The following is a 21,668-nucleotide window of genomic DNA, read 5'->3' as shown; positions in this document are numbered from 1 at the left end:
TGGAGGTCAGAGGCCGATCGCCTTGGCAACCTCGTCGTGATTGTCAGGGGTGAAGAGATGTGCATCCCAGCCGTGGCGGCGGGCGGCTTCGACATTCTCCTCCATGTCGTCGATCAGGATGACGTCACGGCCGCGATATCCGAGCGCCTCCTCGATATGGCGGAAGTAGGCAAGGTCCGGCTTGGCCAGGCACATGCGACCGGCGGCGAACACATCGTGCATGTGTTCGCCAAATCCCATCTCCTCGATCCAGTCGGCACGGTAGACTTCGTTATTGGTGGCGATGACGTTGATTGCCCCCGCCTCACGGGCGTGCCGGACCAGGGAGAGGGTTTTCTCGTCGGGGATGTGATCCTTGTCGAACCAGTAATCGAGCACTTCGCCGGCCCGGTGCGGGACGCCTTCGGCCTCGGCCCAGCTGCCGACAAGCTCGTGCAAGTCCGCCTCGCCGACCATGGCTTGCTGAAAGCGCCCGGAAAAGAGGTATGAGGCCAGCGACTTTATCGAGAGGCCGGTATCTTCCTCGAAAGTGGTCATCCAGAGAAAGATGCCATCGCGCACATTGGCGTTGAGCACACCGTCAAAATCCCAGGCGATGACCTTGTGCTTGAGTTGCGGCATATCCGGGCACTCCTTTCCGGCCTGTAGAGATAAAAGCCTAGCTGGATCGGGACGGGTTTCCAGCCGTGACGCTACGCGAAAGCGCTGTCTTTCAGCCGGGTGGCCAAGGGATTGCCGGGCGTCCTCGGCCACTGGCCGATGATCTCCTCGGGGTCGTAGAGAGACTGGAAATATTCGAAGGTGCGATGGCTGTAATTGGCGCGGATCGCTTCCTCCATGGGCTCGTCGACATAAAGCAGCGTCCAGACGAGGTCGGGGCTGAAGACCGTTTTCACGGTCTCGCTGTCCACGGCATCATTCCGCGCAAGCCGCGCCATCTTGTGAAAGACGTGCACGAAGCGGCGGCGCGCTGAATCGAGGCGCTCGAATTCTTCCTGTTCCTCGTGCGTGCGGTCAGGATTGTGGCGCAAGTCGCGATAGCGCCCGAGCGTCCCGGCGCGCTCATATTCCGCCAGGATGTTCGAGGCCTGCCGGAACTCTTCCGAGGCGATATCATCCATGAAAGGCATGACGATCTGCAGCGTCAGGGCCTGTCGCTGGTTTTCCTGCATACGGGAGAGTTCGTGTTTCTGAAGCCGAAGCGCTTCCATCTGGGCACGCGTGCTGAGCAGGATGCCGATCAGCGCAAACCCCGAGAAAAAGGCGCTGGCGGCGCCAAACATGCCCCCGAAGTGAGAAAAACGGGTCGTGGCCTCGTCACTGAAAACACCGAAGATGCCGAGCGCGATGGGCACGAGTCCGAACAGGATCCAGATGACCAGCGCGCCCAGCGTCAGCCTGAACCAGGGTAGTTTTTCCATGAGGTTTCAATACCTGATTTTCGAGCCACGTCACCTGCGAAATCGCGATCCTCATCTCCTTGCCAAACTGACGCGCGGCGGATTGGAATGTTTTGAATGTTGCGTAAGGAATCTATAAGCTGCCCTTAGAAATTATTCAGGAGAGTGACTGATGGAACTCGACGCATTGATCCTGTCGCGGCTTCAGTTCGCGTTTGTCGTTGCGTTTCATATCCTGTTTCCCGCTTTCACGATTGGTCTCGCGGCCTTTCTCGCTGTTTGCGAGGGCCTTTGGCTATGGACGAAGCGGGATGTGTTCAAACGGCTCTACCTGCACTGGATCAAGATCTTCGCGCTGGCCTTTGCGATGGGCGTCGTTTCCGGCGTCGTCATGTCCTACCAGTTCGGCACCAACTGGTCGGTCTTCTCCGACAAGGCCGGCAGCGTGATCGGGCCGTTGCTCGGCTATGAAGTGCTGACCGCCTTTTTCCTCGAAGCGACCTTCCTTGGCGTGATGCTGTTCGGCTGGAAGCGGGTCGGCAACAAGCTGCACTTCATCTCGACGCTGGCGGTCGCCATCGGCACGACGATTTCCGCTTTCTGGATCCTGTCGGCAAACAGCTGGATGCAGACGCCGGCCGGGCACGCGATTGATGCTGAAACCGGCAACTACTATGCGACCAATTTCTGGGAGGTGATCTTCAATCCGAGCTTCCCGGCCCGCTATGTCCACATGATGCTGGCTGCCTTCATCACGACGGCGGCCGTCATTCTGGCAGCCGGGGCCTGGCAGGTGATCCGCGGGCATTCCACGGAGCCGACACGCTGGCAGATCCGTATGGCCGCCGGCACGCTTGCTGTCTTGATGCCGTTGCAGATCTGGGCCGGTCACTGGTCTGGCGAAATCGCGCACAAGCATCAGCCTGCCAAGGTCGCTGCGATCGAGGGCTGGTGGGAGACGGCGGACGTGCAGGGCACCGTCCTGTTTGCGCTGCCCGACGAGGAGAATGAGCGCAACATTGCCGAGGTCACCCTTCCTGGTACGAGCCCGTACCTGTTCTCCAGCAAGGAGCCGCTGCAGGGGCTGAAGGCATTTGCCGAGGAAGACCGCCCGCCGGTCTGGATTGTCTTCTGGGCGTTCCGCATCATGGTCGGCGCAGGGCTTGTGATGCTGGCGCTCGGTGTCTGGGGCTGTGTGCTGTGGTGGCGCGGGCGTATCGACAAGCCGGGTTTCTTCCACTGGATCTCTGTTCCGGCCGGTGCGCTTGGTTTCATCTCGGTGGTAACCGGGTGGGTCGTCGCCGAAGTCGGCCGCCAGCCCTATACGGTCTATGTCACCGAGGGCGTGCCGGGCCTGCGGACTGAGGACAGTGTCGCGCCTGTCGCCTATGGCCAGGTCGCCACCTCGCTGCTGGTCTTCATGATCGTCTATGCGATCATCTTCACAGCAGGCACGATCTACATGGCCCGGATCGCCACGCGCGGCTTCGAGGATGATGCGCCAGAGCCGCCAGAGTACGAGCATCGCCCGCCAGGCTGGTCACTCGGCGCCGTCGATGAGCCGGCTGAGGTACCGTCCAGCAAACCGAAACCAGCCGAATAGAGGAGGGGACTATGGATCTGCCGCTTATCTGGTCTGTCCTGATCGCAACCGCGGTCATGCTCTATGTCCTGCTTGACGGCATGGACCTTGGTGTCGGCATCCTGACCGGGCTGGCCAAGACCGACGAGGAACGCAACCTGATGACCGCCTCCATCGAGCCGGTCTGGGATGGCAACGAAACCTGGCTCATCCTTGGCGGGGGCGGCCTCTTCGCGGCCTTTCCGCTTGCCTATGCGATCCTGATGCCCGCCTTCTACCTGCCCGTGCTGATGATGCTGGCAGCGCTGATCTTCCGGGGTGTCGCCTTCGAGTTCCGCCACAAGGCGGTGCGCAAGCCGACAAAACTGTTCTGGAACGGAGCCTTCTTCGGCGGCTCACTCGTGGCCGCGCTGTCGCAGGGGCTGATCCTTGGCGGCTTCATTCAGGGCGTAGAGGTGGAGGGCCGCAGCTTTGCAGGCGGTGCCTTCGACTGGCTCTCACCCTTTACCATCCTCGTGGCGATCTCGGTGGCCATCGGCTACACGCTGCTCGGGGCTTGCTGGCTCGTGCTGAAGACCGAAGGCGAGGTGCAGGAACGTGCCCGCAAGCGGGCGCTGCTGGCGCTCGTCGGGGTCGCCATCTGCTTTGCCGCTGTCAGCCTCGCCACCCTGTCGATCGATCCGCGAGTGACCGAACGCTGGGGCTTTACCATGACATCGGTCAATCCGGCCAAGCTCCTGCCGCTATCGCCCATCCCGCTGATTGGCATGGCGCTCGTGGTTTTGACCGCGCGGGATCTCATGATGAAGGTCGGCGCGCCCGAGTGGCGGCCTTACGTCTTTTCGGCCGGCATCTTCCTGACCGGTTATCTCGGCCTCGCCGTCAGCCTTTTCCCGGTCCTTGTGCCGTTCGATATCGATATCTGGGAAGCGGCCGCGCGCGACAATGCCCTGATGCTGATGCTTGTCGGTGCGGTGATCATGCTGCCGGTCATCCTGATCTATACCGGTTATGTCTACTCGCTCTTCTGGGGCAAGGTGGACCCGGATGAGGCTTATCATGACTGACCTTTTCGAGCCGGAAGGCCCGGACGAGACGGGGCGCGGTGCCGGCCCCGTATGGCGGCGCCTGGCCTGGTTTGCCGGTCTGGCCCTGATGAGCCTCGCCGTCGTCGCCGTCTTCGCTTACGCGTTGCGCGCATTGCTGTTCGTGGGATAGCGACAGATCGCTCATCTGCTTGACATTGGGGCCTCGCGAGGCAACCAAGAAAGGGTCGCTGAATTCTTCGCGACTGTAGCAAAAGGGACAGGATATGGCCGCCAAATTCGAACTCTATAATGACAAGGCCGGTGAAATCCGGTTCCGCCTCAAGGCTGGTAATGGCGAGACCATTCTGAGCAGTGAAGGCTACAAGCAGATGGCCAGCGCGAAGAACGGCGTCGAGTCCGTCAAGAAGAATGCGCCCAAGGACTCCCGCTACGAGAAGAAGGAAACCTCTGCAGGCAATTTCATGTTCAATCTGAAATCCACCAACGGCCAGGTGATCGGCACATCGCAGAGCTACAAGAGCGAATCCGGCCGCGATAATGGCGTGGAGTCAGTGAAGAAGAACGCGCCGGATGCGACCGTGGTCGACCTCACGGAATAACGCTGTCGCTTAGCCGAGAGACAGTTTCACGTGCTGGATGAGGGCGATGGTCTTTGCGTCGCGGATATCGCCTGATCTCACGAGGCCAAGGGCCTCGTCGAGCGGCATTTCGAGCACCTCGATATCCTCGCCCTCATCGGCTTTGCCGCCGCCGTCCGAAACCTGGTCGGCAGGCGTGTAGCGGGCTGTGAAACAGGTGATACGCTCGGTCACGCTACCGGGGCTGACATAGAAACCGAAGGCGCGTTCCAGGGCGTGGAGGCGGTAGCCGAGTTCTTCTTCGGCTTCCAGGCGGATGCGGTCTGCCGGATCGGTCTCGTCCAGCATACCCGCGCATGCTTCGATGAGAGCCGTCTCCCCGCCTTTCAGATAGCCCGGCAGACGGAACTGACGCACCAGCAATACTGTGCCGCGTCCGGCATCATAGGGTAGGACAGCCACACCATCCTGCCGGTCATAGATTTCGCGGGTCTGGCTGTCCCACTGGCCGTCTGACTGGCGGAGATCGAAACTATACCGCGTCAGCCTGGCCCAGGCGTCAGACAGAACCGTGCCTTCGAGATTGCGAACCTTGTCTTTCTCAGGCCCGTCCGTCACGCGAATTGCGGAGCGATCTTCAGGTTCCGCACCCAGCCAAGCTTCTCATAGATGAGCAGCATGGTGCCGTTATAGTCCACGATACGGTTCCAGACGCCCTTGCGCGGACGGTGAAGGGCGGAGACAGGCTGATCATGGTGGTGATCGTGGAAAGCCTCACCACCGGTCAGAAGGGCGATCAGATGGTCGACCCATTTCGGCGTCGGCAGGTGCCCGAGGACGTTGATGCCGTAATTCGTCGCGTGGAACTGGATGGCGCGGCCGATCACGACGCTGGCATGGATGATGGCGGTGAGCACGAGTGAGCCACCGGCAGCCCAGACGATCAGGTAGATCGCAGTCGGGATGACCAGGTGAATGACCAGCGAGATGGAATTGTAGAAGCCATCCATCCAGACCACGATCGGATGGGTTTTCATCCACATCGGGACCGGACGCATCAAATCCTTGCGGTCGCGGAAGAGGATCCAGCCAACCCAGGCCCAGCGCTTGGACTCGAACGGGTTGTGCGGGTCGCCCGGGCCGTCTGCAAAGCGGTGATGCTGGGAGTGATAGTTCACCCAGTCCTTCACATTGCCCTGCATGGCGATCATCAGGTTGAGCATGGTCAGCACCTGGGCGGGCCAGCGCATCTCGCCGGCGCGGTGCTGGATGAGCCGGTGGAGCGGGCCGATCCCGGCATTGCAGACGAAGATGGTCAGCGCGATCACGCCAAGCGACAGCGGCAGGTACCAGAGTTTGAGTTCGATATGGGTCAGCGCGAAGCCGAGCGCGACCATGGTGATCAGAAGGGCCAGCCCGAGGGCGGGATACAGGATTGCGGCGAAGAAGCTCGCAAAGTTGAACGTTTTCCAGGTTTTGGGAATCGCAAGCGAGCGCGGGATTTTAGGCATCAAGTCCTCCGGAAACAGGCAGCCGGAACCATTCTGGATGGCTCTGCCTATCAGACTATTAAGAACGATTTTCATGTCGGAAAAGAGGCATTCTGCCCGCGCCGCTGCATTCGTCGCGTTTTTGCCGCTTTCGGTGGCGTTTGGCGTCCGCTCACGTCTATCCTGCGCGGAAACGTAAAAACGGGAGGAAAGAGAATGTCAGCAGGATTTGAATTGCGCAGGGTGGTGACCGGAGAGACTGGGGAGGGCCAGTCGAAGATCGTGCTTGATGGCGCGCAAGCCGCCGAGTTCCGCACCGGCGATCTGGGCGGTCTGTTCGAGATCTGGACCGATACGACGTCTGGCGAAATCGACACTGGAGACGAGACCGACCGCGGCGCAGGCAAGCCGCAGCTCTCGCCGCCGAAGGGTGGGGTGAAGATCCGCTGGTTCGCCATTGAGCCGGCGCCGGAAGGCGTGCCGCCGGAAAAAATGCGTGAGATCACGCGGGCGGCGTTTGTCGAAATGGGCGCGGGCGATCACCAGCCGGACACATCGCGCCATCCCGCCATGCACAAGACCGATACGCTGGACGCCATCATCCTGGTGAAGGGGCGGGTGCGCCTGCTTCTTGATGAGGACGAGACCGTGATCGAGCCAGGCGATGTCGTCGTGCAGCGCGCGACGAACCATGCCTGGGTCGTAGAAGGTAACCAGCCAGCGCTTTTCGTCGCCGTTCTCGTCGACAGGTCTTGACTTAATTCCTGTTTTGTTCTGTTAGTGTTCTGCTGGTGATCATGAATTTCAATGAGCAGGGCGCAATTTCATGGAAGCTATTCAGCAACGTACAGGTGAGCTGTGGGCGCTGCTTGTCGCCCATGGGTTCGAGGAGGCCTTCGGGGAGGGGGATGTTGCGCGCGTCGAGTGCCCCGCCTGCAATGCGCCAAGAGCGCTGAAGCTCAGCCTGGCGAACGGTCAGGCGCGGTGCACGAGTTGCGGCGTCTCCGCGCCGATCCGCACCTATCTGAGTGAGCTTGATGGGGCCGAAATACAGGCTGAGCCGGATGTCTATACCGAAGCCGAGATCATCCCATTGCGCAGGGAGACACTGCCGGCTGTGCGGCACGACGTCTGTCCTGCGAGTGAGGAAGAGGTTGAGACCTGGCGGGCCGAACTCGTGGATGAACCGCTGGCAGAGACTGCAACGCCGTTTGAGACGAACAGGCCGTTGCCGGGTGAGGCGCCTCAGGCGGAACAGCCCGATACCCTGGCGAATGCGCCGCGCAGCCGCGGTGTCTTCGAGGCGCTGATCATCATTCTTCTGTCGTTCATCTTTCTGGGCGCGGGGCTGGCGGCGGCCGGCCTGTCGGCCTTTGCGAACTACCAGGCTTTCAGCGCAAGCGTGACAGAGGATGTCCAGGGACAGATCTGGGGCTGGGCCGGTGTGATCGCCTCGGTCTGCTCCTTTGGCGGGTTCACCTTCTTCTGGTGGCACGTCTCCGGCGGGCGCCGGAAAGAAGGCGCGCGATCACTGGCTTTTGCCTTGGCTGGCGCGGCGACCAGCGTACTCGGCACGGCCATGTTCATGCAGACCAATCAGGATGCGCGGACCAGCTCTGCCGAAGCCGCCGCAGATGCCCGCTCGGTGATCGAATCTCAGATCGCGGACTATCAGCGCCAGCTCGATGGCATCCCGCCCGAAACGCGTTCGGTCGAAGGGCTGAAAGCCTATCTGCGCGGGGTCGAGGAAGTCGGGCGCACGCACCAGAAACCCTATCGAGATGCCCAGAATGAGCTTGGCTTGGCCAAGCGCCGTGCCGAGCTGGAAGCGCGGATCGAGACCGCGCGGCTGAGCCTGCTCGGTGAAGGGGGACCAGAGGTTCTAAATGCGGACGGGCCGTCACGCGGCCTGCCGGCCTGGTTTTTCGCGGTGATGCTGGAAGTCTTTTCCTCCCAGGCAACCAGCATCGCGCTTGTGGCCCTGCTCGTGCTTGCCGCCGGACGCGGGCGGGGCCGATTGCGCGGCGATGGTGTGCCAGCTGCCGCCTAGACGCTGACGACCCGGCCCGGATTCATGATGCCGAGCGGGTCGAGCGCGGTCTTTATGGCGCGCATCGTCTCGGTCGCAGCCTTCGGGCGGATGCCGGCCAGCTCGTCGCGCTTCAGCCGGCCAACGCCATGCTCGGCACTGATCGAGCCGCCAAACTTCATCGCCTGTTCGTGTACGATGCGGGTGATCTCGCCAGCATGGTTGGACAGGATCGGCTGGTCGACATCGACCGGCTCGCAGGCCGAATAATGGAGATTGCCGTCGCCGACATGGCCGAAGGCCACGATCTCCGCCTGCGCGGCGACCTTGTGGATCTCCGCTTCGGTCACATCGAGGAACTCCGGAATGGCCGAGACGGGCACCGAGATGTCGTGATTGATCGCGGTCCCGAAGGCGCGTTTCGACAGCGGGATGGTCTCGCGAATGTGCCAGAAACTGTCGGCCTGGGCCTGACTTTCGGCAATGATGACATTGTCGGCGAGCTCTTTCTCGATCGCTTCACCGAGCGCCTCCATCAAGGTCTCGCGGGCCTGGTCCTCGCGCGACATGGAGACCTCGACCAGCACCCGCCAGGGCAGGCCGGAGGGCGCCGGGTCACGCGTGTCGGGCACATCCGCCTGGACCATTTCGATGGCGCGCGCGGGAATGATCTCGAAGCTTGTTACCGTGTCGCCGGCATGGTCGCGCACCAGCGCAAGCAGATCGACGACATCGCTGGCAGACTTGCAGATCACCCAGCCCGTGGCCTTCGCCACTTTCGGGAAGAGCTTCAGTGTCGCCGCCGTGATCAGGCCGAGTGTACCTTCCGCACCGGCGAAAAGGTGTTTCAGGTCATAGCCTGTATTGTTCTTGCGCAGGCCCGAGAGCCCGTCCCAGATCTCGCCCGAGGGCAGAATGACTTCCAGGCCGAGGATCAGGTCCCGCATCATGCCATAGCGCAGCACGGCCACGCCCCCGGCATTGGTCGAGATCAGCCCGCCAATCGTCGCCTGGCCTTCCGAGCCGAGCGAGAGCGGGAAGAGGCGGTTGGCCTCTTCGGCGGCCGCCTGCGCATCGACCAGCGGCGCGCCGGCCTCGATGGTCAGCGAATTGTTGCGCGTGTCGACATTGCGGACCTGCTTCATCCGGCGCATTGAGACGGTGATTTCGCCATGTGGCGTGCCACCATCGACAAGGCCTGTATTCCCGCCTTGCGGAACCAGCGCGACCTTGTGTTTCGCGCAGAGCTTTACCAGTCCTGCGGCGTCTTCGGTTGAGCCGGGCATGGCGAGAAGGGGGGTCTCACCGGGCCAGGTGCCGCGCCAGGGCGTGGCGGCTTCTTTCAGCTTGTCGGCGTCCTCGCTCCAGCCTTTGTCACCAAGGAGGGCCTTGGCGTCTGTCAGGAAATCATCGCTCGGGCGGGTCATGTGTCGCGCTCCATCATGGCTGAAATGGTCGGGTCTCCGCCTCTTGCTTTCAAGGCTGCGCCCGCACGTTTTCGGACCTCGGCAGGCTTGTTCTGGCCGATTTTGGTGGTCCCTTCCAGACGTTCGGGCAATAGGGAAAACGCCGTAATGCCGTTCAGCATGGTCTCGAATTTCCCGGGCGACATCTTGGCCCGCGTCCATTCCGGCTTGGGCAGGAGTTCTTCCTCGAAGCGCGCCGAAAGCCGGTCAAGAACGTCTGCGGCACCGGTATTGTCGAGCGCCGTGACGGCCCCTTCGGCCTCCACCGACAGGTAATTCCAGGTCGGCACCTGATCGGCCTGACCATACCAGTCCGGTGAGATATAGTCGTGTGGACCGGAAAAGACGATGAGCGCGCGTCCGGTCTCCGAGATGGCGCGGCAGGCGGGGTTGGCGCGTGCAAGATGGAAAAGAAGGGTGCCGCCTTCACCACGGATGACCGGCGTATGGGCGACATGGGCGCGGGCATCCATCACACCAACGATCAGCGCAAAGGGCCAGGCTTCGATCCGCCTCAGGAGCCGGTCGCGATCAGTGTCCAGAAAGGCCGGGGCCGGGTGCATGCCTGCTGTTTTAACGTCGATTGGCGGCGCGGACCAGACGGTCGTTTATCGCCGCGCCGAGCCCTTCCATCGGGATGGGAGCCACCGCGATCCGGTCATGGGTGCGGTCGAGTGCGCGGAGCATGGCAAAGAGGTTGGCAGCCGCCTCGGCCAGGTCGCCGGTTGCCGAGAGGTTGGCCGTCGCTTCGCCGGGACCGAAGCCGAGAAAGGCTTCGCCCGGCTCCGGCGCATCGGCATTCAGGCGCAGTGCGGCGTCGGGCGCATAGTGGCGTAGCAGCTGGCCGGGTGAGACGGGCCGGCCCTCATCACCGCCCTCGGCGAGCCCTGGCCAGACGGTTTCGATCTGATCGGGCGTGATGGTCCCGCGGCGAAGGAGGACGGGCGTCTCTCCGCGGGCATCTATGACGGTGGATTCAATGCCCTGCTCACAGGCTCCGCCATCCAGGATGAGGTCGATTTTCTCGCCCATGTCAGTGGCGACGTGTTCGGCGCGGGTCGGGCTGATCCGGCCTGACGGGTTGGCGGAGGGCGCGACCAGCGGGCCGCCGAACGCTTCCAGCAGGGCCCGTGCGATGGGATGCGCGGGAACCCTGAGCGCCAGCGTCTCCAGACCTGCCCGGGCGAGATCGCAGACGGTCGTCTGCGCGGTTGCATTCACCACGAGCGTGAGCGGGCCGGGCCAGAAGGCTGCGGCAAGCGTCCTGGCCTTATCAGAGAAGTCGCCCTGCGCGAACGCGGCATCCTGTGAGGCGACATGCGCGATCAGCGGGTTGAAAACGGGGCGTTCCTTTACCGTATATATGGCGGCGACAGCGTCAGGATTGGCCGCGTCAGCCGCCAGCCCGTAAACCGTCTCGGTCGGCATGGCCACAAGCCCGCCGGCCCGCAGAATGGACACTGCGTTTTCAATCGCCTCGGGGACGGGGAACAGGACAGGGGCCGTCATGGCCGCCCGGTTAGCACCCATTCAGTCCGCGCGCGAGGCCCGGACTTCAACCTCGATCGAGACCTGCTCGCCGACCCAGTCTCCGGACGGATCGGATTTCTGGCCGAGATTGAGCGGCGTGCGCTCCACGGTTGTCGCGCCTTCCATGCGGGCTTCATCACCATCGATCTCAAGGTCGAAGTCGAAGGGAACGGTGACGGAGCTATCCTTCAGGTTCAGCGTTGCGTCGGCTGTGTAGCTCTCCTCGCCGGTCTGGCGGAAGTTGGTGAGGTCGACCGTGGCTTCGGGATATTGAGACGGTGCAAGCCATTCATCAGACTTGAGGCTGTCGGTATAGAGCTTCTTGCTGGCCTCCGCCGAGCCGGTGCGGATGGAAACCTGCACGCGGGCATTGTCGAGATTTTCAGGATCGAAACGGATATCCGCCGACCAGTCTTCAAACTCGCCGCGATACTCGCTGCCATCATGGGACCCTGAAAATTCGATACTGGAGGCGTCCTGCTCAACCTCCCAGTTTGCCGTAATCGACTCGCCGGACGTGCCGCCGCCGCTTGCTGCTTCTGGTGCAGGACGCGCCGGGCCGCTGCCGCCGAAGATAACCGGCGCACCGGCGATCAGCACAAACACACCAAGCGCCGCGCCGAAGGAAGCGATAAAGGCCATGGGGGGCGGGCTGGGCCGGCCAGTCTTGCCGAACAGGCCCGGGATCATTCGCTTCAGCACGCCTTCCTCCGCAGAGATCTCATGCTTGACCGCGCCTGCGACGTGCAGACCAAGCAGGACAATCGCGACCCAGGCCAGTTTGGAATGGACGAACTCGACGGCCTCATGGCCGCCTTCATTGGCGAGAAAGCCGACACCCGGAATGTCCGGCCAGCTCACAAGGCCGTAGAGCACCGTCGGAATGTCGAAATTGTAGGCGGTCGAGACCAGCAGCCAGCCAGTGAGCGGCATCAGCAGCATCAGGCCGTAGAAGGCCAGGTGCACGGCGTGGCTCGCCATTTTTTCCCATGGGTTCATGCCCGCTGGCAGGGCCGGTGGCGGGTTCAGCAGACGCCACACGATACGCGCGACCGTCAGCAGCAAGATGGTGATGCCGACGGATTTGTGCAGCTGGAACAGGCTTTCGCTGTCCTCCATGTTCCAGCCGAGCAGGATCATGAAGATGATGCCTGCGGCGATCAGCCAGTGAAGGGCGATCGCCACAGCGGCGTAACGATGGGAATAGGGCATGGTGCGGTGTCCTGGAACTTACTCCGCTTCTTCCTGAATGAATTCTCCCGAAAATGCCACGGTAACCTCGTCGGAAATGACACCAGCCATCGACTCCTGGCCGAATTCGGACCGGTTGAATGTCGTCGTGGCGTTGAAGCCGATCAGGTCACGCTCTCCTGTCCAGGGCGTGTTGGCCGTGCCGTTATAGGTGACATCCATGGTGACGGGTTTCGTCACGCCAAGGAAGGTCAGGTCGCCGGTGACGGTGCCTGTATAGTCGCCTGTGCGTTCGGCGCTGGTGGAAACGAAGGTGATCTCCGGATACTCGCCCGCCTGCAGGAAACGTTCATCTTTTGAGAGTGCTTCCGGCCAGGTGGAATAGGGGCTGTCAGGGTGGCCAGCCTTGAAGTCGGAGGGATAGTTCACGTTCAGGCCCATCGGGTCGATCATGACCTCGATAGAAGACGTTGCGGGCTCATCGGGATTGAAGTCCAGAGTTGCGTCGAAATCGGTGAAGTCGACCGTGTATTCCGACACGCCGCCATGGGTGACGGTGAAGGACAGGAAGGCGTGTGTCGGTTCGAGCTCGTAAGTGGCGGTTGCGACGCCCTGGAGTTTTTCCGCGCGGTCGGACTCTTCGGCAACGTCGGTTGCTTCGCCCTCCGGCGTAGTCTCTGCCTCGTCGACCGCCGTATCGACGTCGGTGTCGTCGCTGCCGGTCGCCGGGTCACAGGCGGTGATAAACAGCGCACTGGCGCCGACGAGAAGGATCTGGGTCAGTTTCATGGTGGTCAGCCCCTTTTGAACTGGTTGTCTGCTTATTGGTCCTGAAGGAATTCGCCGGAAAATTCGATCATGACCTCGTCTGAAATCATGCCGGCAAGCGATTCCTGACCGAATTCCGAACGGCTGATCGTGGTCGTTGCCGTGAAGCCGATCGTGTCGCGGCCATCATACCAGGGATAATTGGTGACGCCATTATAGGTGACGTCCATGGTGACCGGCTTTGTGACGCCGAGGAAGGTCAGATCGCCGGTAACGGTGCCGGTCGTGTCCCCGGTCGTCTCGGCGCCGGTGGAGACGAATTTGATCTCGCCATATTCGTCGCCATTGAGGAACCGGTCATCCTTGGCCAGCGCCTCGTTCCAGCTTTCGAAGCCGCTGTCGGGATGGCCAGCCTTGTAGTCGCCCGGATAGTTCGTTTCCACTTCCATCGGATCAATGGTGACCTCGATGGAGGAACTGGCCGGGTCTTCCGGATTGAAATCCAGGTTCGCGTCGAAATCGGTGAAGTTGACCGTATAGTCGGAGAGGCCATTATGAACCACGGTCCAGGTCAGGAAGGCGTGGTTGTTATCAAGCGAGTAGGAGCCGGCAGCCACATCCTCGAGAGACTGGGCAGCTGCAGGCGCAGCAAGAATGGCAATGGCCGCTGCGGGCGCGATGATGGAACGCATGGACGAACTCCTTTGAATAACCGATGTTTTCAGACGACAAACTAGATCCTATTCGTAAGCGATCCAGTAGCACCTTGGAACGACTGTTACATAGCACATATCCCGGAGCCACATGATATGGCCTACCACGCCCCCGTCGAGGAAATGGAATTTGCGCTGAGAGAGGTGGCAGAGCTCGCCCGGATCGAAGGCAGCGGGTTTCCCGAATTCGACATGGATCTGGTCCGCCCGATCCTTGAAGAAGCCGGCAAGCTCGCCAACGAGGTTCTCGCGCCGCTAAACCAGCCAGGAGACGAGCAGGGCGCGCAGCTGACCGGACAGGGCGTCGTCGCCCCGCATGGCTTCCGCGAGGCCTATCAGGCATTTGCCGAAGGTGGCTGGATGGGGCTTGCCGCGCCGACTGAATGGGGTGGTCAGGGTCTGCCCAAGACACTTGCCAATGTCGTGCTCGAAATCATCCACGGGGCGAATATGAGTTTTGGCCTCTGCCCGATGCTCAGCCTCGCAGCGATCGAGGCGCTGGTCGCCCATGGCACGCCGGACCAGCAGGCGCGCTACCTTCCGAAGCTCGTCTCCGGTGAATGGACAGGCACGATGAACCTGACGGAGCCCCAGGCCGGCTCGGATGTCGGAGCGCTGAAGACGAAGGCCGTGCCGAACGGTGACGGCAGCTACGCCATCAGCGGCCAGAAAATCTACATCACCTGGGGCGACCACGACATGGCGGACAATATCATCCACCTTGTCCTGGCCCGCCTTCCGGATGCACCGGCCGGATCGAAGGGCATATCCCTGTTCGTGGTCCCGAAGGTTCTGGTGAATGAGGACGGCTCGCTAGGCGACCGCAACGGGGTCCACTGCATCGGGCTGGAGAAGAAGATCGGTATCCACGCCTCGCCCACCTGCGTGATGGAATATGATGGCGCGAAAGGCTGGCTCGTTGGCGAGGAAAATAAGGGGCTGGCCTGCATGTTCACGATGATGAACTCCGCCCGCCTGAATGTCGGCCATGAAGGTGTCGGGGTCGGTGAGGCGGCCTACCAAACGGCGTATGAATACGCGCAGGAGCGCAAACAGGGCCGCGTGGAAGGCGTGGATGGGCCTGCGCCGATCCTCCACCATGCCGATGTCCGCCGGACCCTCACTACGATGCGGGCCAATGTCATGGCGGCCCGGGCGATCTGCTACGCCTGCGGTGTTGCTGCCGATCTGGCAGACACGGCGGAGGGGGATACGCGCGAAGCAGCCCGGCTGCGCGAGGATCTGCTGACACCGATCGCCAAGGCCTGGTCGACCGATATGGGGGTTGAGGTGGCAAGCCTTGGCGTCCAGATTCACGGTGGCATGGGCTTCATGAACGAGACATTGGCCGCCCAGCTTTATCGCGATGCCCGTATCGCGCCGATCTATGAAGGCACCAACGGTATCCAGGCAATCGACCTTGTCGGGCGCAAGCTTGGTATGGCTGATGGCAAGGCCATGGCCGACATGATCACGGACGTGCGCGAGACGGCCCAGTCGGCCCGCGAGACGAATGATCCCCAGCTCGTCTACATCGCCGACCGCCTGAAGGCCGCCGCCGAGGCGCTCGACGAAGCGACGGTCTGGATGAGCGAAGCGATGAAAACGAAGCGGGAAAAGGGCCTTGCCAGTGCGACGGCCTATCTCAAGCTTGCCGGTGATGTCATTGGCGGCCATTTCCTGACGCAGGGCGCCATCGCGGCGCGTGCTGATGGCGGCGTCATTCGAGGCCGGATGACGGCGCTTGCGGGCTATTTCGCCGAAACGGCCCTGGCGGAGGCACCGGGTCGCGTCTCGGGCATTACCCGGGGTGGCGACAGCTTCATGAGTGAAAGCGAAGCCCTGTTCGGGCTGTCCTGATTAAAACGACGGGAGTGAGATGAGTAGACCGAAGCCCGGCGACATCCTGCAGCTGGACCTTGGCGAAGGCCGGAAGGGCTATGGCCAGCTTTCCGACGATGGCCTGCTGATCACGTTCGACTTCGTGACGACGGCAGACCTGGCGCCGGACGTGCTGAAAGACCTGGACGTGGTCTTTGCTGTGCGTGTCCGCGAAGATGACCTGAAACGCGGGCGGTGGCCGGTGATCGGGCATCTGGATGTGCCGGATGATCTCAAGGGGCATCCGCTGATGTTCCGCCAGGACGCAAGCACCGGGCGGCTCAGCGTGCAGCATCCGGACCTGCCGGGCGGCGAAAAGCAGGCGACCCTGAAAGAGTGTATTGGTCTGGAGTGTGCCACCGTCTGGTCGGCCGCTGCCGTGGAAGAGCGCTTGCGCGACCATGCAGACGGGCGCGAGAACCGCTGGCTGCAGGAGCTGTCCATCGACCTGCAGCGCGTGCCGGAAGACCAGCTACGCTAGGTGCTGTGTGCCGTGGTGCGCGCGACGAGCCGGGGCGAGATGAAACCGAGCAGGACACAGGCGGCCAGGCACCAGACGCTCATCCAGGCCAGCTGGACTGGCAGCTCAATGCCAAGGTCGATCAGCGCACCTGTGACGCCAGGCCCAAGCGCCGTCGAGAACACCATCGCGGCCACGATCACGGCCCGGATCGCGCCGAGATGCTTGATCCCGTAAATCTCCGGCCACAGCGCACCGACGAGCGTCGAGGTGAAGCCGTAGCTTATCCCGATCAGGAACATGAAGGCGTAGACGCCCCAGACCGGCGTCAGGAAAGCCGCCGTTGCACTCGCGACCGCGAGCGGCAGCAGGAACCAGGGCAGCAGCCGTGAGGCGCCGAAACGGTCGACCAGCTGTCCGCAGACCAGGGCAAAGACAACGGTTGTGGCCGCCTTGATCGGGAAGGCGGCTGCGAAAGCCAGCGGTGTGTAGCCGCGCAGCTCGACCAGATAATCCTGATGGAAGAAGATGGTCGTTCCGATGAAGGGCGGCGCGAGTACGCAGGCGAGCAGCGCGTAGAAGATCGGGTCGCGCAGCACCTCGCCGCGCGTCCAGTCGCGGGCGGTGCGCTCGGACGGGCCGTCCTCGGCATTCTCGCCGGGCACGCGCTCAACGCGCCAGAGCACATGGATTGCGGGCAAGGCGACGAGCATCAGGGCGACAATCGCGCCGATCCAGGCCATCTGCCATCCGGCCAGCGCCGCCACGAGCGCGAAGGTTACCGGCAACAGGGCCTCACCAGCCTGATGGCCCGGCACGACCATGGAGGTCGCCCGGCCCCGATTGGCGGCAAACCAGCGGCCTGTCTCAGTCAGCGCAATATGTGTCATCATCCCCTGGCCGAACAGGCGCAGCAGGTAGAGCGCAACCACCATGACGGCGACATTCGGCGCATAGGCAATCAGCAGGCAGGCCGCCGAGAGGCACGGGATCACGAACCAGGCAACGTTGCGGCCCGGCATCCTGTCGAGGATGCGCCCGATGAAGGGCAGGGTCGCCGCACTCGCCAGCGTTGCGAACATGTAAGTCAGTCCGAACTCACCATCGGTAAGGGAGAACTTCGCGCGCAGCTCCTCACCCGACAGGCCGATGAAGAAGGTCTGCCCGAACGATGAGAAGAAGGTGAGCAGGAAGCCGCCGGCGATCCAGCGGATATTGGCGCGAAGGAAACGGAGCATGGGCGCGTCATGACCCGAAATGCGCTGCGGTGAAAGGCGTATTTGCGCATACGTCCTGCACGCGATAGCAGCTCGCCCAAAGAATGAGCACACCAAGGAGGCCTGAATGGCGACAACATATGTGGACCTGATCAATCGCGGCGGCCTGACCGCGCCGGAGAAGACGGCGATCGTCTTCGGCGAGGAGAGTCTCAGCTTTCGCGAGGTCCGCAAGGTCACCAATCAGCTTGCCAATACCATGGCCGCCCAAGGGCTTTCGCGCGGCGACCGGCTGAGCCTGCTGGTCAATAACAGCCTCTACAGCGTGCCGCTCGACTTTGCCTGCGCCAAGGCCGGTATCAATCGCGTGCCGCTGAATGCGCGCCTCTCGGTGCCGGAGCACGCCCGGATGCTGGCCGATACCGGGTGCGAGACGCTGATCTACGGACCGGATCTTGAGGGGTCGGCCATGGCGCTGAAGGAAGAGGTGCCCGGGCTGACCTGCCTGCCGCTCGGCGACGCAGGGACGGGCCTGCTCGCAGAGGCGGCGTCTGCAAGCGATGCCGATCCGGGTGTGACTGTTGCTAATGATGATGTCGTGCTCACGCTGTTTACCTCAGGCACGACCGGCACGCTGAAGGCGGCCCAGCACACACAGGCCTCTTATGCTGCGATTTGCCGGAATGTGCTGCTCAACCTGATTAGCGTGGAGCCGGATGATGTGATGTTGCACGCCGCCTCGCTCATCCATGCGAGCGGGGTGTTCGTCCTGCCCTTCTGGCTGCGCGATGCCAGGACCGTGATCATGAGCCATTTCGAGCCGGCCACCTATCTCGACATGATCCACGCGCATGATGTGACGGCGATCAATCTCGTGCCGACCATGCTCCAGATGCTGCTCGGCCAGCCGGGTTTCGAAGCGGTGGCCAACTCGAAGCTGAAACAGGTCATCTATGGCGCCTCGCCGATGCCGCGCCCCGTGATCAAGCAGGCCATGGCCGCGTGGGGGCAGCACCGCTTCTGGCAGTATTACGGCCAGACAGAATGCCCGCTCGCCGTCGCCGTGCTTCGCCCTGAGGACCACGAAGGAGACGCGCTTGGGGCGTGCGGGCGGCCCTCGCTGGATATCGGTATCCGGCTGGTCGACGATGACGGCAAGGATGTCGCTCCCGGCGAAATGGGGGAAATCGCGGTCAAGGCGCCATCACGAATGCTCGGCTATCACAATGCGCCGGCCCTCAATGCGCAGATGTTCCTTGAGGATGGCTGGATGCGCACGCGTGATGTCGGTCAGTTCGATGCGCGCGGCCTGCTTCACTTGAAGGACCGTACCTCAGACATGATCATCACCGGCGGTTACAATGTCTATCCGCGCGAGATCGAGGACGTTCTGATGGCGCATCCGGCTGTTGCTGAATGCGCCGTGGTCGGCGTGAAGGACGAGAAATGGGTCGAGGCCGTGACGGGGGTTGTCGCGGTGAAGCCGGGCGAAGCCGTGGATGCCGACACGCTGATCGCATTCGTTGGTGAGCGGATCGCTTCTTACAAGCGCCCGCGGTCCATCGTCTTCGCCGAGGCCATCCCGAAGACCGCCGTCGGCAAGATCAATCGCAAGGCCGTCCGCGACCAGCTGAACAGCCGGGACTAACCCTCCCAGCGGGAGATGAGCGATCCTGCATCGGAACGGGCCCGCTCCTGCGGGTCCATTGTCGCAGTGCCGAGATAGAGGAAGCCGGCCACGCGTTCACCATGTTCAAGCCCCAGCACCTTGTTGATGCCGTCTGAAAAGCTGATCCATTCCGTCAGCCAGCAGCCGGCCCAGCCAGCTGCATTGGCAGTCAGCAGCAGATTGTAGCAAAGGGCCCCTGCCGACAGCTCTTGCTCCCAGACCGGTGTCTTGTTGTCGTCCTTCGGGCTGGAAATGACCGCCACGACGACAGGCGCCCGCATCAGCAGGCCCTTGGTTGTCTCGAGGGCCTTGTCGTCAACCAGGGGGGCTTCGTCTTTCTGGACCTGGGCGGCTGCTTCGCCAAAGCGCTGGCGGGCCTCGCCTTCGAATACGATGAAGCGCCAGGGAGACAGGCGGCGGTGGTCTGGAACACGGGTGGCGGCGGCGAGGATTTCGTCCAGCTTGTCTGCGTCAGGACCCGGGGCGCCTATCGCGGCCTTGTTGGCAGACCGGCGCAGCGAAAGGAACTCGCGGACCTCTGTAGACGGACGGACCGCCACCATGGGCTCGCCAACGGCTGGCGCGTTTGGAAAATTCTGTGTCATGTCCGCTAGATAGGCCGGGTTTCGGCGAAATTACACCATGAATTTCCAGATTTTGCATATAAGACTTATTCGCAATAAGGCGGAATGAAGAGAATAAGTAAACGGTGTTCACAAAATGAACACCCTTTTCTTCGAGTCTGATTCGCTGTATACGAGCGGCTGGTTCGGGAGCGCATGAAGTCCCCATGGAAGACGATCTTCACACCCCTGCAGAGCGCCGGCGTATACGCGTGCGTGGGGCCATCCTTGAAGCTGCCGAGCGTGTGTTCGCGGTTGAGGGGGAGGCAGGGCTTTCCATTCGCCGGATTGCCGACGAGATCGATTATTCACCGGCCGCGATCTACAAGTACTTTGGCTCAAAGGATGAGCTCATCGATGAGCTGAAAGAGGCGTTCTTCGGGCGCATCCTCGAAAGCGTCAACGAGATTGCCGATCGCAGCGAACCGTTCCCGGGGCGTGCCCGCAAATGCGTGGCCGGCTACATCCGCACAGCCCTGCAGAAACCTCACCACTATGTTGCAGCTTTCTCCGGCATCGCGCCAGCTGAGCCGGCCCTGCCCGAGAGTGGTGATTTCAGTGACTCCAACCGCGCACGCGCCTTCGCCATCCTGACTGATATGGTGGCCGAGGGCCTGGAGGCCGGCTGTTTTCGCGCTAACCTTGGCAGGGATAATGCGGCCAAGTCCGTGTGGGCCTCGATGCACGGGCTCGCCATGATGATTGCCCATTTCAACGATTTCCCGTCCATGGCCACCATGCCGAGCGGCATGAGCCAGGACGAATTCATTACTTTTCACGCAGACCTTGTCATTCGAAGCCTGGAGAAAACTCCGGGTGACAGGACGTGAGTCAGGAGCCGCCCATGTCGGACCCGTATGTCGAAGAGCAGAGAATGCCGCGACCGAGCTTCCTTAAGGGGGTGCTCTTCCTGATCGTGCTTGCCCTCGCCGTGACAGGGCTGGCTGCCTTTGTCCTGTCACAGCGGTCCAGCGAAGGGCCGCTTGTCATCTCCGAAGCGCCGGCTCCGCTCAGCGTTGATGTGATCGAGGCGCACCTTCAGCCTTCGCTCGATCTCGATGAGAAGTTCAGTGGTCTCGTCGCCGCCAAGCGCACCAGCCAGCTCGGTTTCCAGAGCGGTGGACGGATCGCGGCGCTGAATGCTGACGTCGGAGACCGGGTGACGGGTGGCCAGACGCTAGCCGTTCTCGATACACGGTCACTTCGCTCGCAGCTTGTCTCGGCGGAGGCGCAGGTGGCGGAGGCGGTGGCAAATCACTCGCTCGCCATGTCGACGGTCGAGCGCCAGCAGACACTCCTGAACAAGGGCCACGTTGCGCCGCAACGCCTGGATGAGGCCGTCGCTCAGGCCTCGACAGCGCAGGCCCGGATCGATGCGGCAAGGGCGCAGGCGGAATCGCTGCGTGTCCAGATCGACCTTTCGCGCATCGCGGCGCCCTTTGCCGGTGTGATCACCGAGCGCAGCTATGATGAAGGCGCGATCGCTGCACCGGGCGCCCCGGTTTTCGAACTGGTCGAGACGGGCGCTCTGGAGGCTCGTATCGGGCTGCCGTCCACGCTCGCCGCCGAACTTGAAACAGGCGAGACCTATACGCTGAGCGGTGATCGTGGGCCGGTTGATGCGCGGCTGCGGTCGGTCACCGGTGTCATCAACGCCGGGCGGCGCACGGTCACAAGTGTCTTCGATATTCTGGATCCTGCCGCCGTGTCGGTAGGGGCTGTTGTCCGTCTGCAAATGGCGCGCGAGGTCAATGAACCAGGGCTCTGGATACCGGTCTCGGCGCTGTCGGAAGGCCAACGCGGGCTCTGGTCGCTGTATATTGCAAAGCAGGAGAGCGACGGCTGGCGGGTGCGCCCCGGCCTGGTCGAGATTATCCAGAGCGAAGGGGACCGGGCCTATGTGCGCGGCGCGGTCTCGGACGGCGACCGGATCATCGTTGACGGTCTGCAGCGCATCGCGCCGGGCCAGCGTGTCAGCCCGCGGCTCGACCAGACGGCAGCCGCTGCGGATGAAGGCTGACA

23 protein-coding genes are annotated in these 21,668 nt (G+C 62.4%); 11 read left to right on the top strand and 12 right to left on the bottom strand.

The annotated features are described in order from the left end of the window. Window positions 1-6 precede the first annotated feature (6 nt). Together Q1K29_RS15300 and Q1K29_RS15295 are read right to left on the bottom strand one after the other, a co-directional pair. Entirely contained in the window at window positions 7-621 is a 615-nt protein-coding gene (locus tag Q1K29_RS15300) for an HAD-IA family hydrolase (protein WP_300395954.1), read from the bottom strand. A 71-nt stretch (window positions 622-692) separates the two neighbouring features. After that, a complete protein-coding gene (locus Q1K29_RS15295; protein ID WP_300395953.1) occupies window positions 693-1,421 on the bottom strand; it encodes a hypothetical protein in 729 nt (242 codons plus the stop codon). Window positions 1,422-1,572: 151 nt separating this feature from the next. On the opposite strand from Q1K29_RS15295, the gene Q1K29_RS15290 reads away from it, so the two are divergent. From Q1K29_RS15290 to Q1K29_RS15275, 4 genes are all read left to right on the top strand, one after another. Next, entirely contained in the window at window positions 1,573-3,003 is a 1,431-nt protein-coding gene (locus Q1K29_RS15290) for a cytochrome ubiquinol oxidase subunit I (protein ID WP_300395952.1), read from the top strand. An 11-nt stretch (window positions 3,004-3,014) separates the two neighbouring features. Beyond that, entirely contained in the window at window positions 3,015-4,049 is a 1,035-nt protein-coding gene (gene cydB, locus Q1K29_RS15285) for a cytochrome d ubiquinol oxidase subunit II (RefSeq protein ID WP_300395951.1), read from the top strand. Then, the gene (locus Q1K29_RS15280) at window positions 4,042-4,200 is read left to right on the top strand and encodes a hypothetical protein (RefSeq protein WP_300395950.1); all 159 of its coding nucleotides are present in this window, start codon (window positions 4,042-4,044) and stop codon (window positions 4,198-4,200) included. Before cydB ends, Q1K29_RS15280 begins: the two co-directional genes overlap by 8 nt. 94 nt (window positions 4,201-4,294) lie before the next feature. Further along, window positions 4,295-4,630 (top strand): YegP family protein, encoded by a 336-nt coding sequence (locus tag Q1K29_RS15275; protein ID WP_300395949.1) that lies wholly within the window; start codon window positions 4,295-4,297, stop codon window positions 4,628-4,630. A gap of 9 nt (window positions 4,631-4,639) precedes the next feature. Here the strand turns inward: Q1K29_RS15275 and Q1K29_RS15270 are convergent, their stop codons facing one another. Together Q1K29_RS15270 and Q1K29_RS15265 are read right to left on the bottom strand one after the other, a co-directional pair. Beyond that, entirely contained in the window at window positions 4,640-5,227 is a 588-nt protein-coding gene (locus Q1K29_RS15270) for an NUDIX domain-containing protein (RefSeq protein ID WP_300395948.1), read from the bottom strand. Continuing rightward, complete coding sequence (locus tag Q1K29_RS15265) at window positions 5,224-6,120, bottom strand: acyl-CoA desaturase (RefSeq protein WP_300395947.1); 897 nt, start codon at window positions 6,118-6,120, stop codon at window positions 5,224-5,226. The genes Q1K29_RS15270 and Q1K29_RS15265 overlap by 4 nt, the downstream gene beginning before the upstream one ends. A gap of 195 nt (window positions 6,121-6,315) precedes the next feature. Here Q1K29_RS15265 and Q1K29_RS15260 point away from each other — a divergent pair, with 195 nt between their 5' ends. Further along, window positions 6,316-6,855, top strand: a complete 540-nt coding sequence (locus Q1K29_RS15260; RefSeq protein WP_300395946.1) for a cupin domain-containing protein — start codon at window positions 6,316-6,318, stop codon at window positions 6,853-6,855. A gap of 70 nt (window positions 6,856-6,925) precedes the next feature. Next, window positions 6,926-8,149 (top strand): hypothetical protein, encoded by a 1,224-nt coding sequence (locus tag Q1K29_RS15255; protein ID WP_300395945.1) that lies wholly within the window; start codon window positions 6,926-6,928, stop codon window positions 8,147-8,149. On the opposite strand, the gene Q1K29_RS15250 is transcribed toward Q1K29_RS15255, so the two are convergent. From Q1K29_RS15250 to Q1K29_RS15225, 6 genes are read right to left on the bottom strand one after another with little or no spacing between them, the layout of a single operon-like run. Further along, entirely contained in the window at window positions 8,146-9,555 is a 1,410-nt protein-coding gene (locus Q1K29_RS15250) for an FAD-binding oxidoreductase (RefSeq protein WP_300395944.1), read from the bottom strand. The two genes, Q1K29_RS15255 and Q1K29_RS15250, sit on opposite strands and share 4 nt — an antisense overlap. Continuing rightward, window positions 9,552-10,157: an FMN-binding negative transcriptional regulator gene (locus Q1K29_RS15245; protein ID WP_300395943.1), complete on the bottom strand. Its 606-nt coding sequence runs from the start codon at window positions 10,155-10,157 to the stop codon at window positions 9,552-9,554. Before Q1K29_RS15245 ends, Q1K29_RS15250 begins: the two co-directional genes overlap by 4 nt. Window positions 10,158-10,167: 10 nt before the next feature. Continuing rightward, on the bottom strand, window positions 10,168-11,103 hold the full coding sequence (locus Q1K29_RS15240; RefSeq protein WP_300395942.1) for an L-threonylcarbamoyladenylate synthase: 936 nt from the start codon (window positions 11,101-11,103) through the stop codon (window positions 10,168-10,170). Between the two features lie 21 nt (window positions 11,104-11,124). Beyond that, window positions 11,125-12,336: a cytochrome b/b6 domain-containing protein gene (locus Q1K29_RS15235; protein ID WP_300395941.1), complete on the bottom strand. Its 1,212-nt coding sequence runs from the start codon at window positions 12,334-12,336 to the stop codon at window positions 11,125-11,127. A gap of 18 nt (window positions 12,337-12,354) precedes the next feature. Next, the gene (locus Q1K29_RS15230; RefSeq protein WP_300395940.1) at window positions 12,355-13,104 is read right to left on the bottom strand and encodes a YceI family protein; all 750 of its coding nucleotides are present in this window, start codon (window positions 13,102-13,104) and stop codon (window positions 12,355-12,357) included. Between the two features lie 32 nt (window positions 13,105-13,136). After that, on the bottom strand, window positions 13,137-13,775 hold the full coding sequence (locus Q1K29_RS15225) for a YceI family protein (protein WP_300395939.1): 639 nt from the start codon (window positions 13,773-13,775) through the stop codon (window positions 13,137-13,139). Window positions 13,776-13,892: 117 nt separating this feature from the next. Here Q1K29_RS15225 and Q1K29_RS15220 point away from each other — a divergent pair, with 117 nt between their 5' ends. Next, a complete protein-coding gene (locus Q1K29_RS15220) occupies window positions 13,893-15,656 on the top strand; it encodes an acyl-CoA dehydrogenase (protein WP_300395938.1) in 1,764 nt (587 codons plus the stop codon). A gap of 19 nt (window positions 15,657-15,675) precedes the next feature. Continuing rightward, entirely contained in the window at window positions 15,676-16,158 is a 483-nt protein-coding gene (locus Q1K29_RS15215) for an Imm26 family immunity protein (RefSeq protein WP_300395937.1), read from the top strand. Here Q1K29_RS15215 and Q1K29_RS15210 read toward each other — a convergent pair. Further along, the gene (locus Q1K29_RS15210; protein ID WP_300395936.1) at window positions 16,155-17,375 is read right to left on the bottom strand and encodes an MFS transporter; all 1,221 of its coding nucleotides are present in this window, start codon (window positions 17,373-17,375) and stop codon (window positions 16,155-16,157) included. The two genes, Q1K29_RS15215 and Q1K29_RS15210, sit on opposite strands and share 4 nt — an antisense overlap. Window positions 17,376-17,481: 106 nt before the next feature. Between Q1K29_RS15210 and Q1K29_RS15205 the strand changes: the two genes are divergently transcribed. Next, window positions 17,482-19,002: an AMP-binding protein gene (locus Q1K29_RS15205; RefSeq protein WP_300395935.1), complete on the top strand. Its 1,521-nt coding sequence runs from the start codon at window positions 17,482-17,484 to the stop codon at window positions 19,000-19,002. Here Q1K29_RS15205 and Q1K29_RS15200 read toward each other — a convergent pair. Next, complete coding sequence (locus Q1K29_RS15200) at window positions 18,999-19,628, bottom strand: nitroreductase (RefSeq protein WP_300395934.1); 630 nt, start codon at window positions 19,626-19,628, stop codon at window positions 18,999-19,001. The genes Q1K29_RS15205 and Q1K29_RS15200 overlap by 4 nt on opposite strands. A gap of 185 nt (window positions 19,629-19,813) precedes the next feature. Between Q1K29_RS15200 and Q1K29_RS15195 the strand changes: the two genes are divergently transcribed. Both Q1K29_RS15195 and Q1K29_RS15190 read left to right on the top strand, forming a co-directional pair. After that, window positions 19,814-20,476, top strand: a complete 663-nt coding sequence (locus Q1K29_RS15195; RefSeq protein WP_300395933.1) for a TetR/AcrR family transcriptional regulator — start codon at window positions 19,814-19,816, stop codon at window positions 20,474-20,476. A gap of 14 nt (window positions 20,477-20,490) precedes the next feature. Further along, window positions 20,491-21,666 carry an efflux RND transporter periplasmic adaptor subunit gene (locus Q1K29_RS15190; RefSeq protein WP_300395932.1) on the top strand — a complete coding sequence of 392 codons (1,176 nt, stop codon included), beginning with the start codon at window positions 20,491-20,493 and terminating at the stop codon, window positions 21,664-21,666. The last annotated feature ends 2 nt before the right edge of the window (window positions 21,667-21,668 follow it).

This window comes from Henriciella sp., from assembly GCF_029937755.1.
Taxonomy (GTDB): Bacteria; Pseudomonadota; Alphaproteobacteria; order Caulobacterales; family Hyphomonadaceae; genus Henriciella.
The sequence above is the reverse complement of the archived record's forward strand: the minus strand, read 5'-3'. Positions and strand labels throughout refer to the sequence as shown.